9 protein-coding genes and 1 pseudogene are annotated in these 15,964 nt (G+C 38.7%); 5 read left to right on the top strand and 5 right to left on the bottom strand.

The window, feature by feature from the left end; all coding sequences use genetic code 11:
- Window positions 1-50: 50 nt before the first annotated feature.
- From AC1M85_RS08100 to AC1M85_RS08090, 3 genes are all read left to right on the top strand, one after another.
- Window positions 51-2,093 (top strand): hypothetical protein, encoded by a 2,043-nt coding sequence (locus AC1M85_RS08100; protein ID WP_488212853.1) that lies wholly within the window; start codon window positions 51-53, stop codon window positions 2,091-2,093.
- A gap of 113 nt (window positions 2,094-2,206) precedes the next feature.
- On the top strand, window positions 2,207-3,922 hold the full coding sequence (locus AC1M85_RS08095) for an AAA family ATPase (protein ID WP_481608466.1): 1,716 nt from the start codon (window positions 2,207-2,209) through the stop codon (window positions 3,920-3,922).
- A gap of 52 nt (window positions 3,923-3,974) precedes the next feature.
- Window positions 3,975-4,343, top strand: a complete 369-nt coding sequence (locus AC1M85_RS08090) for a 5-carboxymethyl-2-hydroxymuconate Delta-isomerase (protein WP_481612575.1) — start codon at window positions 3,975-3,977, stop codon at window positions 4,341-4,343.
- 34 nt (window positions 4,344-4,377) lie between these two features.
- Here AC1M85_RS08090 and thiM read toward each other — a convergent pair whose 3' ends face one another.
- The 3 genes from thiM to AC1M85_RS08075 all read right to left on the bottom strand — a co-directional run bounded on the left by thiM (window position 4,378) and on the right by AC1M85_RS08075 (window position 6,883).
- Window positions 4,378-5,250, bottom strand: coding sequence for a hydroxyethylthiazole kinase (thiM, locus tag AC1M85_RS08085; protein WP_481608467.1), 873 nt, complete (start codon window positions 5,248-5,250; stop codon window positions 4,378-4,380).
- 9 nt (window positions 5,251-5,259) lie between these two features.
- The gene (locus tag AC1M85_RS08080; protein WP_481607435.1) at window positions 5,260-6,420 is read right to left on the bottom strand and encodes a hypothetical protein; all 1,161 of its coding nucleotides are present in this window, start codon (window positions 6,418-6,420) and stop codon (window positions 5,260-5,262) included.
- 199 nt (window positions 6,421-6,619) lie between these two features.
- Window positions 6,620-6,883: a hypothetical protein gene (locus tag AC1M85_RS08075; protein WP_488212852.1), complete on the bottom strand. Its 264-nt coding sequence runs from the start codon at window positions 6,881-6,883 to the stop codon at window positions 6,620-6,622.
- 304 nt (window positions 6,884-7,187) lie between these two features.
- Here AC1M85_RS08075 and pepN point away from each other — a divergent pair, with 304 nt between their 5' ends.
- Complete coding sequence (gene pepN, locus AC1M85_RS08070; protein WP_488212851.1) at window positions 7,188-9,797, top strand: aminopeptidase N; 2,610 nt, start codon at window positions 7,188-7,190, stop codon at window positions 9,795-9,797.
- A 52-nt stretch (window positions 9,798-9,849) separates the two neighbouring features.
- Here the strand turns inward: pepN and putA are convergent.
- Window positions 9,850-13,524, bottom strand: a pseudogene (gene putA / locus AC1M85_RS08065) (trifunctional transcriptional regulator/proline dehydrogenase/L-glutamate gamma-semialdehyde dehydrogenase); the annotation flags it as partial.
- 200 nt (window positions 13,525-13,724) lie between these two features.
- Here putA and AC1M85_RS08060 point away from each other — a divergent pair.
- On the top strand, window positions 13,725-14,216 hold the full coding sequence (locus AC1M85_RS08060; RefSeq protein WP_035263751.1) for an Lrp/AsnC ligand binding domain-containing protein: 492 nt from the start codon (window positions 13,725-13,727) through the stop codon (window positions 14,214-14,216).
- 45 nt (window positions 14,217-14,261) lie between these two features.
- Here the strand turns inward: AC1M85_RS08060 and putP are convergent, their stop codons facing one another.
- Window positions 14,262-15,776, bottom strand: a complete 1,515-nt coding sequence (gene putP, locus AC1M85_RS08055) for a sodium/proline symporter PutP (protein WP_035263749.1) — start codon at window positions 15,774-15,776, stop codon at window positions 14,262-14,264.
- Window positions 15,777-15,964 lie beyond the last annotated feature (188 nt).

Here is a 15,964-nt window from a genome sequence, read left to right as displayed (position 1 = left end):
TCGTTGTTATTTTTAAAATTCTTCCAGTCTTTCTTATTTAGGCAAACTGTATGCTGGCGTGTCCTCCGCAAAATCCAAAGCAACGTCATCAATATACTGCACAGGCATTAATTGATCATTGCGATACACTCAAAGCCGTATTTCAGGATCAGTGGTTATATCTATGGACGATTACGCCTGAAAATTTATTCGTAATTGATCAGGAAAATAATAGCTTAGTGATCGCAGATGGACTGCTCACAGTTGAGTGTATCGATGATTATAAAATTCAATTTTATACATCCCACTCAAATGTCGAGATTCAAAAAATTGCGGATTTTATGTTCAATGATTTTAGTTTTATCTTTAATCATAAGGCCTCACATCATTCTTTATATTTAAAAACGAAAGTGCAGTTATTTCGTCAAATGCTGGTTGAAGAAATCTTTAAATGGGTCGATGGAGAAAATCGTGTTGAACAGTGCCTCTATAATTTGACCGATCAGCAAGCGATGCAGTTAGATCGAATCATGATACAAAGTGAGTATTATGATGAACCTCATTTGCTGAATTTCAGTCGATTTGGTGCTCAAATACCTCTGGAAGTTGAACTAAATTTTAAACATCTGTGTTTGGTCAATTCAGTCATAGGAGATAATTTTCTTGCAGTGCAAAAATTGATTCCAGTATACGATCGGTTAAGCACTTCAGCAGAATTAATGTTGCCAAAACGGTTATATCGTATGGCACAAATTTCTTTCGAAGAACAATTTAGCTTATCTCAATTGGTAGACTTAGAGCCTGATTTCAATTTACTCAAACAGCATAACGAGCAAACACCGCATTTATTAGGTTTTACACGTTGGATCAAACGAGGGTATTGGCAGTATCAAGATATTTTCAATAAACAAAATTTTTTAAATAAAGATGTGCAGTATTGGGTAGAAGATATAGCGCAACAGTCGCCACTGTTTATACACAAAAGAGCAGTGAATTGGTTATTTAAACAAGATTATCTTGTCATCGACTGGGTAAGTGAAAATTTAAAAGATCCCAATATTCGATTGGCTGTCACCGCTTTAAGTTTTGTGGATTGCTCTAAAGTACATCCGCATGTCATACAACTCTCGATTCAATATTTTGAACAGGTTATCGGTCGTTTATTTATTTCTGAGTGTTTACGTATTTCACAGCAACAAGCATGGTTTGAACTATCTGCTGAGCATCATTCATATGCATTGAATGAGGCACAAAATGCTCAAGATTTTAAAAAATCACAGCCACTCACGGCTTCTATTTTATATCTTAAGGAATGGTTGGACTTGTTATGGTCATTGGATCAGCAAGGATTGAGTTCAGTGAAATATGTCTTTAAACGTATTTCTCAAGTGATGCAGTCTTATATGTTGTTTTTAAATGACTTAGTTAAAGATCTACCTGATGAAATCATCAAATTTATTGAGCCCTCAACACAACATCAAACGCATTTTCATTTCTTGATGCAGCAGTATCATATCAATCTAGATGAGTTTAGGCAGCGCTTTAAACATCCAAACTCTCAATATAACCGCAGCAATAGTATTTTTGACTCTTATGTCGCAGATTATCTCATTGATTTTTTTCAACAAGATCGAACCATTGCGAAAAACATGACATGGCCCGCATGGTATCAGCAAGCAATACGTTGGCATCAGCATTTACATTATGTGGATACATTGACGACTTTGAAATTGAGACATGCTGAAAGTCATTGGAAACGAGTATCACCTCAAGCAGTCATGTATACAGAGAATTGGAAATTTGTGGAGTTGAATGAATTAGAGCAAATTATTCAAGAGTCTGTAAATTATAAACATTGCCTGGCTTTATCTTATACCCAAAGAATTATTGATGGTGAATATGTGGCGTTCCATATGTCAAATTTACATGATCCCTCACAGCATTTGACACTCGGTTGTTTTTTTAAATTCGATCAGCTTCATTTTGACCAACTGCGTTTGCCCAATAATGAAGTTGCTGATCTAAAGGTTGTGAGGGAGGCCAAAGCGTTTGTACATCAAGTCAATGAAATGTTGATTTGGAATTTTGGGGATCCTGAACAAATCAACAGCTGATGCGCCTTAAATTGATGTATTCAAGCGTTAACATGATCACAAGGCTGATTTTTGGCTTAACTTTTTGATGAAATGTCGTTAGGCTATGAGCGTTCAAATTAGGTTAAGCACATATGAAACAAGAAACTGCACTGAAGTTAATGAAAGCAGGAGAAAATGTCTTTTTGACAGGTTCTGCGGGTGCAGGAAAAACGTATACGCTTAATCAATATATTAATTATCTTAAAGCGCGAAAAGTTTCAGTCGCCATTACCGCATCTACAGGCATTGCAGCCACACACATGAATGGGATGACCATTCATACGTGGGCGGGGATCGGGATCAAAGATTTTTTATCAGATGATGATCTAAAGCGCATGAAAGAGCGCAAATATCTTAAAGAGCATTTAGAAAATGCGCAGGTATTGATCATTGATGAAATTTCGATGTTACATGCAAAGCAGCTTAATTTAGTTAATCAAGTGCTCAAGTTTTTTAAAGAGTCTGATGAAGCATTTGGTGGCATACAGGTGATTGCCGCTGGAGATTTCTTCCAGTTACCACCAGTCGGACGCAATGACGAAAAAAATCGAGATAAATTCTGTTTTATGTCCCAAGCTTGGGTAGAGGCGAAATTTCGTGTTTGTTATTTAACCGAACAACATCGACAAGATGACTCAGTCTTGAATGATATTTTGAATGCAATCCGTGCGCAAAATATTCAAGCTGAGCATATTCAAGCTTTACAACAAACGCGTGAGCAAGATATTGGTGAAACATTTACACGTTTGTATACCCATAATATGGATGTTGATGCCATTAATTATCGTCATTTAAATGAGATTGATGGGGATGGTCATCAATTTTGTGCACAAATGGATGGTAATGAAAAATTAATCGAGACATTAAAATCTTCCGTTCGTGCACCAGAAGAATTGACCTTAAAGAAACATGCCAAAGTCATGTTTGTAAAAAACAATTTTGATGTGGGTTATATCAATGGCAGCCTTGGTGAAGTCATTGGCTTTGAAGAAGTAGATGATCACGGGGTATTACCTAAAGTGAAATTAACAGACGGCACTGTTCTGGTGGTCGAACCTGAAACCTGGTCTGTTGATAATGATGCAGGAAAGACAATCGCGAGTTTTTCCCAAGTTCCTTTGCGGTTAGCTTGGGCGATTACTATTCATAAGTCTCAAGGGATGACTTTATCGGCGGCGGAAATCAATTTGGCGAATACCTTTGAAAAGGGTCAGGGCTATGTCGCCTTATCTCGTTTGAAATCTATTGATGGTCTGAGGTTGCTCGGCTTCAATGAGCAAGCATTAGAATTAGACAGTTTAGCAATTAAAGCCGACAGAAGATTTCAAGAACTCTCTGATGAAGCAGAAGCGCATTTTGGTGATGCTGATTTAGAAGCGCAACATAAGGCATTTATTCGGCACTGTGGTGGCACACTCAATGAGCTTGAGATTAGTCGTAATGAGAAAAAAATTGCCAAAAATGCAGGCAAAGCCAATTATGCCACCGCGACTCTCGATGAAACTCGCGAACTCTTTGAAAATGGTTATGAAATTCAGGATATTGCGGTTGAGCGTGGTTTAACGCCAGCAACCATTATTAACCACTTAGGCAAACTCCATCGTGAGCAGGGATTAGATATCTCGGTTGCTCATCCTGGGGATGAAGTCGTTGAACAAGTACGTAAAATCTATAAAAAATTACTTAAAAGACAGAGTCCTGAACATTTCGGTGAAGATGGTGCGATCAAGTTGCGTCCGATCGTGGAAAATACCAATCCGCGTATGGGCTATGACCAAGTGAGATTAGCCTTATTATTCATTGAATAATGAGTTACGCATTTGAAATTGATTTTTTAACACACAAGCAAAGGGAATTAAGATGCCACAGATGATCGTTGAGTATTCGGATAATATCCAAAATTTAGATGCGCAAGCGTTACTTTTAGGCTTAAACCACGCTTTATTTGATACAGGTCTAGTGGGGCATCCTTCTGATATCAAATCACGTATTCGTGCTAATAGTGATTTCCTGATTGGTTTTGGCGAAGAGCCTCAAGCCTATATTCATGTTCGTTTAGGGATCATGACGGGGCGTAATGAAGAGCAAAAGAATCTTATTTCAGATCGCTTAAATGAGTATCTTCATAGCTTTAATGGTTATCATACTCAAGGCTTAACGGTTCAATTGATCATTGAGTTAGCGGAAATGCCAAAAGAGCATTATCGTAAAGGTAGAGTTCAGAAGTAAGACTAAAAAGGCTGAAGTGATCTTCAGCCTATCGTTATGCAGCAAAAGTCAGTATTTCGATATCTGCACTGTTTTGAATTTTTTCAGCCGAATAGCTATAGAGTTCATCGATGAAAGCGACATTAAAACTTCCGACAGTTTGAGCCTGCGTATAAGCGAGCTTACCTGCGATGGCAAAGTGTACATGGGCAGCAATACATGCAATGGTTGGGTTTGTTACGCCAGCATAAGCAGCAATTAATGCACCTAAGGCGCATCCTGTAGCGGTAACTTTTGGCTGTAAATGTGAACCTCCATTAATCTTAACCATACATCCATAAGACTTAGAAAGAATAAAATCAGATTCGCCAGAAATTGCGATACATTCAGAGTAATCTAATAAAGTTTTTGCCTGTTCTACTACGGCAGCGCTATCGAGGGTACTGTCTACACCCTTAGATTGATTTTGTTGTCCTGCTAAGCTCCCAATTTCTGAAGCATTACCTCGGATAATGGTGGGTTTAAACCGCAATAAATCATTTGTAATTTCAGTACGCCATGGCAAAACAGCACTATAGCCAACAGGATCTAATACCCAAGGTATATTTTTTTTGTGAGCAGTTTCTGTGGCAATTTTCATTGCGGCAACTTGTTCTGTATGAGGAGTCCCTAAATTGATACTTAAAGCTTGACTAATACTCACGAAACTTTCAGCTTCAAAAGGATTATCAATCATGGCAGGTGAGGCACCAGCAGCTAACAGTACATTTGCGACATAGTTGGCAGCAACCTGATTGGTCATACAATGCACTAAAGGTTGAGTGGTTTTTAACAGATGCCATGCTTCAATGACCTGTTTAAGAATCTCTTGGGTTTGAACCACAATATCTTTTGGAGCATTTGCTATCAAGTTTTCTGGATGATTCATAGTCGTTCGCTAGCGTGTAAAATAGTGGTCTTGGTGATTACAATTACGACAAATTAAACTGACATAGTCATCTGCGTCATAATCCACAGAAAGTTCATTCGAGCCACAATTCATACAACGTTTTTGTGAGTAGAAATTTAAACGTGGCTCGATTTTACTCCACGATCGCCAAACAGGTTGAAAAAAGATTGATTCATCATAGCCTAGAAAATGAAAAAATAAGATTTCGCTCATTTTACTTAAAGGCAAGTTAGGTAGCCTTGGCAGTGTTGAGGTTTCCCATTTTTCAGCTAAAGAACGTTCACGATATTGCTGTAAAGTCTTTTTTAAAAGGTTGGTATTGATAAAATTTTCATTACGGGCTTGGAGTGCTTTCTGATGGTGCAAATACTCAAGCGCAGTTTGAACTAAATAATAGATTTGACCCACAGCAAGAGAATCTAATAATCTAAAACAAAAGGTTTGAAAACTCTGATTTCCAGCAATTTGAACGCCCCAAGTACGACAGTAGTATTGCGCAAATTGAATAATTTCTTGGTACAACAGAGTGTAGAGTGCACTTTTGACTTCATCACTATTTTTAAATGGTACACCTTGACTCAGATTTTCATAAAAGAGCTGACGTAACGCTTGAGTAATACTAAACAAGCTCGGCTCGGAATAGCCGTCAAGACGGACATTAATATAGTATTGACTGAGTTCACTCGAAAAGTCACGTGGGACAAGAATATTGTCTTTCAAAAGTTGTTTCATCAAATGATTTTGAAATAAATAACTTGGGGTAATGGTGTGATATTTAATATTTTCCCAATCGATGAATTCTTGATGTTGGGTATGCTCATGAACTTGTTGATCTAATATTGAGAGTAAAAACAACTTGTGCATAAAGCTCAGTTGATGCAAATCGAGTTCTTGTATGTCTTTATTCTTCGATGCAATTTTACGTTGTTCTTGAATGCGAGTTTCCTGCATCATTTTCTTTCGTTTTGCTGTGCAACGCTCACAATGACAGTTGCGGTTTTCATCTTGAAAGACTTGATGATGGCAGTGAGAGCATTGATGGAATAGGATTTCTTTATCAAATTCTTCTGCTTCAATAAAGTACATACTGGCCTGACAAAGTGGACAGAAACTACTTTCATCAGCATTTTTTTGGAGAATTTGCAACATGGTAGCACTTTAATTTCAAGATGAAAGAATTATACACACGATTGTTCAACATCGCTTGATTGAGTCAGTATTGAAAACAAATCTGACTGGTGTTGCGATCAATAAAATAAGCAGGTGAATGCCTGCTTATGTGAAATATATGAATAGATCGAACCCGAAAATCATTTCCTCAAATGTTAGATCGACCTAGATGGAGGATTTAATAGGTTAAAGGGCAAGGGAGCTCTGAATCGGAAAAATGTTGCATTTTAGCTTGGATCAGTACCTGAGATTTCTTTTGAGATAATCTCTTGATTCCGAGTGCATCATAGTTTTTCAATACAGCTGTGACTTCTGATGTTTCAATAGGCATTCCCTCGCTGTTTAAAAATGCTGCAATCACGCGATGATCAATTTTAGCAGCATCCATCATCTGCATGGTTTTGATGTTTTCTACTCTGACTATGTGGTCCCTGATGAGCATATTTCACCTCATTTATGATTTATAAGTTTTTTGATGATTACCGCTCTTAAACTGAAGCAATAATTATGCTTGAAAATAAAGAAGTGAATTTTTGTTACATTTCTATCGTACTTAGACAAGATATTTGAAACGGGTAATAAAGAAGCAAACTGTTGTTACTACAAATAAATTAAATTGAAAAAAACATGAATAGACCCATATTAAATAGAGCGTCAAGCACAGACAATTCGTCAATTTTGACCTATGATCAATTGACTTCACATAAAAGCATAATCGCTGTAAAGAACAGCTTATAGGACGAGTTATGAATATCGCGGCAAATCCAGTGATCGAAGCAGATCAAACGATTTTTTTGAAAGATTATCAGAAGCCAGCATTTGTCGTGGATTCGATTGATTTAAATATCCAAGTCTATGACGATCATGCGATGGTGACAGGCACACTAAAAATGCAACGTCAGACTGAAGGTGATTTGGTGTTGCTTGGTCGTGAGCTTGAGTTGAAGTCAATTACACTGAATGGTCAAGAGTTAGATTCTTCGCAATATCATCTAGATGATGAACAGTTAGTGATTAAAGATGCACCTGATGATGCATGCATCGTTACAGTCGTTGAAATTCATCCTGAATCAAACACACAACTTGAAGGTTTATACCAAGCAGCATCTGATCTGTTTGTAACTCAAAACGAGCCAGAAGGCTTTCGTAAAATTACGTTCTATCCAGACCGTCCAGATGTGCTGTCTGTTTTCACAACACGTGTCGAAGCGGATAAGAAATTTCCAGTCCTACTGGCGAATGGTAATTTAATTGAAGCGGGTGAAGTAGGCGAAGGACGTCATTATACCATTTGGCAAGATCCAACCAAGAAACCAGCCTATCTCTTTGCATGTGTCATTGGAGACTTAGCGGTTTTAAAAGATCGTTACGTCACTTCTGAAGGTCGTGATGTAGCTCTAGAAATTTATGCTGAAGAAAAAGATATTCCTAAGTGCCATATTGCCATGGAAGCACTTAAACATTCTATGCGTTGGGATGAAGAGCACTATGGATTACCTTATGATTTAGACAATTATATGATTGTCGCGACCAGTGCATTCAATATGGGTGCAATGGAAAACAAAGGGCTTAATATTTTTAACACATCATGTGTTTTAGCTGATGAAGAATACACGACTGATGCTGCGATTATGCGTGTTCAATCTGTTATCGCTCATGAATATTTCCATAACTGGACGGGTAATCGAATCACTTGCCGAGACTGGTTCCAACTTTGTTTGAAAGAAGGTTTAACCGTTTTCCGTGATCAATCTTTTTCTGAGGATTTGCAGTCTGCTGCTGTTCAACGAATTGATGATGTAGCAGTGCTTAAAGCGCACCAATTCCCTGAGGATTCAGGCCCATTGTCTCATCCTCCACGTCCAGATCATTTCGTAGAAATTAATAACTTCTATACAGCGACTGTGTATGAAAAAGGTGCAGAAATTAACCGAATGATGGCGACTTTATTAGGTAAAGAAAAATTCCGTAAAGGAACGGATGAGTATTTCCGTCGCCATGATGGTCAAGCTGTGACTGTGGAAGATTGGGTTGCTGCATTATCAGCAGGTTCTGGTGTGGATTTATCAGGATTTTTAACTTGGTATAACCAACCGGGCACACCTAAGCTTGAAGCTAAAGGTGAGTATGATGCTGAGCAAAAAACTTATCGTTTAAAATTTAAGCAAAGTTTAAAACCACATCCAAAATATCCAAACTTAAAAGCGGTTCCAATTCCTGTCGCTTTGGCTTTGTTTGATGAACACACTGGTGAGCAACTTCAACTTGAATGCTCGGCTTTGGTTGAAGATAAAGTCAAAGATGGTGTTTACTTATTCACGAATGATGAAGCAACGATCGAGTTTAAAAATGTGGAGAAGGTGCCTGTAATTTCACTATTACGAAATTTCTCTGCACCCGTGAATTTAGAGTTTAATTATACTGATGAACAGCTTGCGTTCTTATTACAGTACGAAACCAATGGCTTTAATCAGTGGCAAGCGACGCAAACATTGCTTGAGCGCATCTTATTAAATGACCAACCTGCTGACATATATATTGAAGCGATGTTAAAAACGCTACCTAGAGTAATTCAGCAAGATCCGCTGTTAGCTTCACGTTTATTTGATGTTCCGAGTGAAGGTTATTTGGGTAGCCGTATTGACTACGATTATCAACCGACAGCGATCTATGAAAAGCGTAACGCTCTATTAGATACTTTGTCTCGCCGTTTAGGTGATTTTGCTAAAGAAACTTATTTATCATTAGATCCAGCAACACAGTCAGATTTTTCCCAAGCTATGGGTACACGTGCTTTAAAGAACATCATGCTTTCTTTTATTGCGCGTCAAGGAGATGAAGCTGCATTTGACTTAGCTGAGCAACAGTATCGTCAAACACGTAATATGTCTGAACGTTTAGGTGCTTTAAAAGTGTTGGTGTGGAATGATGCACCGCAAGCTGTTGAGATTTTAGAAGATTTCTATACGCGTTTTAAAGATGAGGCTCTATCAATGGATCAGTGGTTTATGATCCAAGCAGCTCATCCGAAAGCGACAGCAGAAACGATTCAAAAACTGACATCACATGCTGATTACGATCTTAAAGTACCTAATCGAATCCGTGCTGTAACTGGTGGTTTAAATTCAAACCCTGTGAATACTTGGAGTTTTGGGGTAGATCACATTATTCAGTTGGCTCAATATTTGGATGAAAAGAATCCGATTGTAGGCTCACGTTTGTTACAACTTTTGTCACGTTGGTACACGTTAGCCCAACCTCAACAAGCCGAAGTCAAAGCGAAACTCGAAGCATTGAAACCTATCGTGAAATCTAAAAATGTATCGGAAACTTTAAATAGTATGCTTGCTGTTTAAATCACAAATAAAAAACCAGTGCAATGCACTGGTTTTTTTTGACTCAACAGAATCAAGCTTGCATGGTCATTAGACTTGCATTACCACCTGCAGCTGCGGTATTAATACTAATTGCACGTTCAATAAAGAAGCGTTCTAAAGGAATGTCATAATTACTAGGCTCTAGATGTGTAATTCCGATGATCGGACCTTGTCGCTGAGCCACTTTATCTTGCAATTTTAACAGTTGATTTTTGGTGCCATGATGTAGAATTGCATCAAAACTACCTGTCTCAATATCAGCAATGATGGCGATACGTTGAGCGACTTCTTTAGGCATAGACGGTAAGTATTTTAAAACAAACGTATTCTCACCTAGAACAGTTGGCTGAGAGCCAACCGCGAGAACGGCATGAAGTTGATGAATCTGATCTATTTCTTGATCTGCCAAGCTTAAAACACGATGTCTCGGTAACACAACATATTGATTACTTTCACCTGTTGGTCCTTGTAATTCATAGCTATGTCCGACACAACTTGGTTGCAACGCCTTCATTTGATAATGCGGAAATGACTTATTGACCCAATCTTTATATTGATTCAATAAATTTTGATGTTCAGTCAATTCAACGCCTTGGCTCGTTGCATAAGGTTGTGCAATTTTTTTATGTGTACATTCATGCATTAATCGATAAATGTACATTGGTCCACCAGCTTTTGGACCTGTACCAGATAAACCTTCTCCACCGAAGGGTTGTACACCCACAACAGCACCTACAATGTTGCGGTTAATATAGAGATTTCCAACTTCTGCTTTTGAAATTACGGTTTGTATGGTTTCATCGATACGCGTGTGTAAGCCCATAGTCAAACCATAGCCTTTGGCATTGATTTGATCAATAAGTCGATCAAGTTCGCCATATTTATAAGTAATGACATGCAGTACTGGACCAAAAACTTCACGTTCAAGATCATCTAAATGTGGTAACTCAATCAAAGTCGGCTTAACAAATGTGCCTTGATTGAGGTGGGAATCATCCTGATCCCGCATGAGTTGTTGAACAGGATAACCCAAAGATTTCATTTTATTGATATGTTGATCAATGGTTTGTTTTGCTTCGCGATCAATTACAGGACCGATATCAGTTTTTAATAAACTTGGAATACCCACACGCAATTGCTTCATCGCACCTTTGAGCATTTTGATCACGGTATGCGCATTATCTTCTTGAACACATAAAATTCGCAGTGCTGAACAACGTTGACCTGCACTATCAAATGCTGAGCTGACAACATCTAATACCACTTGTTCAGTCAGGGCAGAAGAATCTACGATCATGGCATTTTGACCGCCAGTCTCTGCAATGAGAGGTATTGATTGACCAAATTGATTCAGTCGTTTTGCAACGGTTTTCTGCAAAATTTTCGCAACCTCAGTGGACCCTGTAAACATAATGCCTTGAATACGATGATCACTACTGAGTTGTGCACCCACTGTTTCACCACGTCCTGGCAAGAGTTGTAAGACAGATTGTGGTACGCCAGATTCCCAAAGAATCTGAACTGCAATTGAGGCAATTAAAGGAGTCTGCTCCGCTGGTTTGGCGATTACAGTATTCCCTGTTACAAGTGCCGCCGCGATTTGACCTGTAAAAATTGCCAATGGGAAGTTCCAAGGACTAATACACAGTACTGTACCTAAGGGTTGAATAACGGCTTTGTGTTCTAGATCTTTCACTTGTGCTGCGTAGTAGCGTAAGAAATCTACTGCTTCGCGTACTTCAGCAATCGCATTGGCAAATGTTTTACCGCTTTCGCGACTGAGCAGAACCATTAGCTCTTCAAGTCGAGACTCCATCACATTGGATGCTGTAATTAAATATTCTGCACGTTGATCTTTTTCTAAATTTTGCCAATCCTGCTGTGCTTCAGTCGCATTAACTAACGCCATTTCCACTTGCATGGCATGAGTCTCCGTCACTTCACCGACAATATCTTGATGGTTCGCAGGATTGAGAATTGCCATTGACTCTGTATCGTGTACGGATTCATCTAATCTCAGACCCATTGGGGTGGCTTTAATTTGAACTTTAGACCATTGTTGATAAGTATGATTCAAATGTTCAAGGTCTTGGTCATTTGCAAGATCAATTCCAAGAGAGTTAGGGCGATGATCAGCATATAAATGTTTCGGATATGGAATAGCAGGGTGCTTTAATCCAACTTTGCCTTCGATTCGACTTGTGACATCAATGGTTTGATGTGGATTTTCAATCAACTCATCAATTTTGAGTGTTTTATCAGCAATACGATTTACAAAAGACGTGTTTGCCCCATTTTCAAGCAATCGTCTAACCAAATAAGCCAAAAGGGTTTCGTGATTTCCGACAGGTGCATAAATTCGGCAAGGTACGCCAAGTTTATCATCTGCTTTAGAACCGACGACTTGTTCATAAAGTGGTTCACCCATGCCATGTAAACATTGGAATTCGTATTGTCCCTTATAATATTGTTCAGGATTTGCCAAATGATAAATAGTGGCTAAGGTTTGTGCATTATGTGTTGCGAATTGTGGATAAATAAAGTCTGGTTCGGCTAAAAGTTTGCGAGCACATGCAATATAAGATAAATCTGTGTGCACTTTTCGAGTAAAGACAGGATAATCGGTCATGCCTTCAACTTGTGCTTTCTTAATTTCACTGTCCCAATAGGCGCCTTTGACTAAACGAATCATTAAACGTTTTTGACTACGCTTAGCTAAATCAATGATGTAATCGACCACGTAAAAACATCTTTTTTGATAAGCTTGAATCACAAATCCAATGCCTTTCCAGCCATTCAATTTTGGTTCGAAACATAAGCGTTCAAGAAGTTCCAATGAAATTTCCAGCCGATCAGTTTCTTCAGCATCGATATTTAGACCAATATCATATTGTTTCGCTAGAACCGCTAAATTAAAGACTTTGTGATAAAGCTCATCGTGTACACGGTCAATTTGCGAGCGTTGATAACGTGAATGAAGCGCCGAAAGTTTGATTGAGATCCCAGGGCCTTCGTAAACATCTTTGTTGGATGATGCCTTACCAATCGCATGAATCGCATTTGTATAATCTTGATAATAGCGCTCTGCATCATGATCTGTAAGCGCTGCTTCACCTAACATATCATATGAGTAACGAAAGCCTTGTTCTTCTAATCGTTCGGCATTATTTAACGCCTCATCAATGGTTTCACCTGTCACAAACTGTTCACCCATCATACGCATAGCAACATCAACGGCTTTGCGAATAATGCCACGACCACTTCGTGCCAAGATGCCTGTGAGAAGACCAGATAGACTATTTGCTTTAGGTGTTTCCATTAACTTACCAGTTAACATTAAGCCCCATGCTGCCGCGTTTACAAACATTAGGCTGCTTTGACCTAAATGATCTTTCCAATTACCTTGGTTGATTTTGTCTTTGATCAATAAGTCACGTGTTGCTTTATCAGGGATACGTAACAGCGCTTCAGCTAAACACATGAGCGCAATACCTTCTTGTGAAGATAATGAAAATTCTTGTAATAAACCCTGTACAATGCCTGCTTTGCCCGCTGACCCTTTACGTTCACGTAATGAATGCGCTAAATTGAAGGCTAATTGATAAATTTTGTCTGAAATTTCTTGATCAATCTCGGTCTGTTCGAGAAGTGTTTCGACACATTCAGATTCATCACGGCGCCATGCACGATTTATTTCTAATTCTAGATCTGATTTATCTTTAAATTCAGTAATGTCTTGAATGTCTATTGGGCGAGAAAGGGGTGAGCTAAGTTGTTCCATGAGATATACGCCAGCGTCCTGTGACAATGAAATAGATTTATCTTTAAGGTTTATTTAATTTATAATTACAGAAAATATGGTGCATAACTCACTATAATTAGAGTTAAATTTAGAGAATAATTCGCATGCAGACTCAAATGATGACCTTGGATCGTACAGATTTAAAAATTTTAGATATCTTGCAAAAAGATGGGCGTCTATCAAATATAAAACTTGCTGAAATGGTCAATCTTTCTCCCACAGCAGCGCTTGCTCGAGTACAAAAACTAACCAAAGATGGATATATTACAGGTTATGAAGCCAAGTTAAATCCAGATCTGCTGAATCGAAGTTTTGTGGTATTTGTCGAAATTTTATTAGATAAAACAACTCCAAATGTATTAGAAGAATTTTCTGATGCAGTCAGAAGTTACCCTGAAATTGTTGAATGTCACATGATCAGCGGTGGGTTTGATTTTGTAGTTAAAATTCGTTGCGCCAACATGGAAGAGTTTCGTAAGATCTCTGGACAGGTTTTATGGCAACTGCCTGGCATCAAAGAAACCCGTAGCTATCCAGTGATGGAAGTTATTAAGGAATCTTCGCAAGTGCAACTTAAGCAAACATTTAAAAAGTAAATGTATAAGAAAGGGGCTATAAGCCCCTTAATTTTTTATTTCTCATTACCTTCCATTTTTGATTTCTTGCATTTCAATTTCATATTTCTGTTGAGCTTCATCAAAACGGTCAGTCACATCTTGCGCTGGCGGGCGGCCTAATAAACTCACCACCATAATACTCACCCAAGATAAAATAAAGCCAGGAATGATTTCATAGACGCCAGTATCAGCCATGGTGTTTTTCCATACAATGACGGTAACAGCACCAACAATCATACCTGCCAATGCACCATTGATGGTCATTCGCTTCCAGAAGAGAGAAAGGATAATCAGTGGTCCAAATGCTGCACCAAAGCCAGCCCATGCATAAGCAACTAAACCGAGTACCTTGCTGTTCGGATTCATTGCAAGGAAGATCGCCATAATCGCAACGATTAATACCATCAAACGACCTACCCAAACCAGCTCGGTTTGTGAGGCAGATTTACGAATAAATGCTTTGTATAAGTCTTCTGTAAGCGTGGTAGAGCATACCAATAGTTGGCAGCTTAGGGTACTCATTACTGCAGCAAGAATCGCTGCAAGAATCACTCCTGCAACCCATGGATTAAATAAAATTTTAGTTAATTCCATAAAAACAGTTTCAGGATTTGCATTGACTGCAGCACTGAGTTGAGGAAACGTATCAAAGTAAGCGATTCCGAAATAACCGACAGCGACTGCACCACCAAGACATAGAATCATCCATGTCATTCCAATTCGACGTGCTGCTGGAATAGACTTCACGGAATCTGCTGCCATAAAGCGCACAAGAATATGTGGTTGACCAAAGTAGCCAAGTCCCCATGCCATTGAAGATAAAATTGCTACAGTGCTGAGATCTGAAAGTAAATTATTCGCTAATGGGTGTGCGGATTCCACAATGACACTAACTTGCTGAGCATTTTCACCAATGGCTAAATAAGTCATTACTGGAGCAAGTAAAAGCGCAAAGATCATCAGGCCTGCTTGGAATGTATCTGTCCAACTGATGGCTAAAAAACCACCAATACAGACATAACTAATCGTTGCTACTGCTCCAATCCACAGGGCTGTGTTGTAATCCCAACCAAATAGGCTTTCAAATAAACGTGCACCTGCGACCATGCCAGAGGCACAATAAATTGCAAAGAAAATCAAAATTACAAAAGCTGAGATGATACGAAGAACTTTTTTCCGATCACCAAAGCGGCTGGTGAAATAGTCGGGGAGAGTCAATGCGTTATGTTGTATTTCGGTATGAACACGTAGACGACCCGCGACCAACAGCCAGTTCAACCAAGCACCGATAATTAAACCAATGGCAATCCAAGCTTCGGATAAACCTGAGAGATAAATTGCACCAGGTAGGCCCATGAGTAACCAGCCACTCATATCTGATGCACCTGCGGATAATGCAGTGACGACACTGCCTAAACTCCGACCACCTAAAATATAATCATCAAAATTATTCGTGGCTTTGTAGGCATAAAGCCCAATGCCAAGCATCGCCACAATATAAAAAATAAATGTGATTAGCGTAGGATTTAATTGGCTCATTGCTATGCCATCCTTTGTCTGTCCTAAATGACCATCTTTCCGAGATGAATTTTTAATCGAATTATTCGAGGAGCTGATTCAAGCACGTTTTGAAAATTACGCTCTGTTACATTTGAGTGAGATTTATAGTTGTTTAGTGAAACTGAATGTAATTTTGGTTACAAAGACTATTTTTTCAAAAAAGTTTA

The organism is Acinetobacter sp. 24-47-64 (assembly GCF_057737055.1).
The sequence above is the reverse complement of the archived record's forward strand: the minus strand, read 5'-3'. Positions and strand labels throughout refer to the sequence as shown.

Excerpts from the sequence above, each read along its gene's own strand:
- AC1M85_RS08100 (WP_488212853.1), top strand. The coding sequence starts at position 51 with ATGCTGGCGTGTCCTCCGCAAAATCCAAAGCAACGTCATCAATATACT.
- AC1M85_RS08095 (WP_481608466.1), top strand. The coding sequence starts at position 2,207 with ATGAAACAAGAAACTGCACTGAAGTTAATGAAAGCAGGAGAAAATGTC.
- AC1M85_RS08090 (WP_481612575.1), top strand. The coding sequence starts at position 3,975 with ATGCCACAGATGATCGTTGAGTATTCGGATAATATCCAAAATTTAGAT.
- thiM (WP_481608467.1), bottom strand. The coding sequence starts at position 5,250 with ATGAATCATCCAGAAAACTTGATAGCAAATGCTCCAAAAGATATTGTG.
- AC1M85_RS08080 (WP_481607435.1), bottom strand. The coding sequence starts at position 6,420 with ATGTTGCAAATTCTCCAAAAAAATGCTGATGAAAGTAGTTTCTGTCCA.
- AC1M85_RS08075 (WP_488212852.1), bottom strand. The coding sequence starts at position 6,883 with ATGCTCATCAGGGACCACATAGTCAGAGTAGAAAACATCAAAACCATG.
- pepN (WP_488212851.1), top strand. The coding sequence starts at position 7,188 with ATGAATATCGCGGCAAATCCAGTGATCGAAGCAGATCAAACGATTTTT.
- AC1M85_RS08060 (WP_035263751.1), top strand. The coding sequence starts at position 13,725 with ATGCAGACTCAAATGATGACCTTGGATCGTACAGATTTAAAAATTTTA.
- putP (WP_035263749.1), bottom strand. The coding sequence starts at position 15,776 with ATGAGCCAATTAAATCCTACGCTAATCACATTTATTTTTTATATTGTG.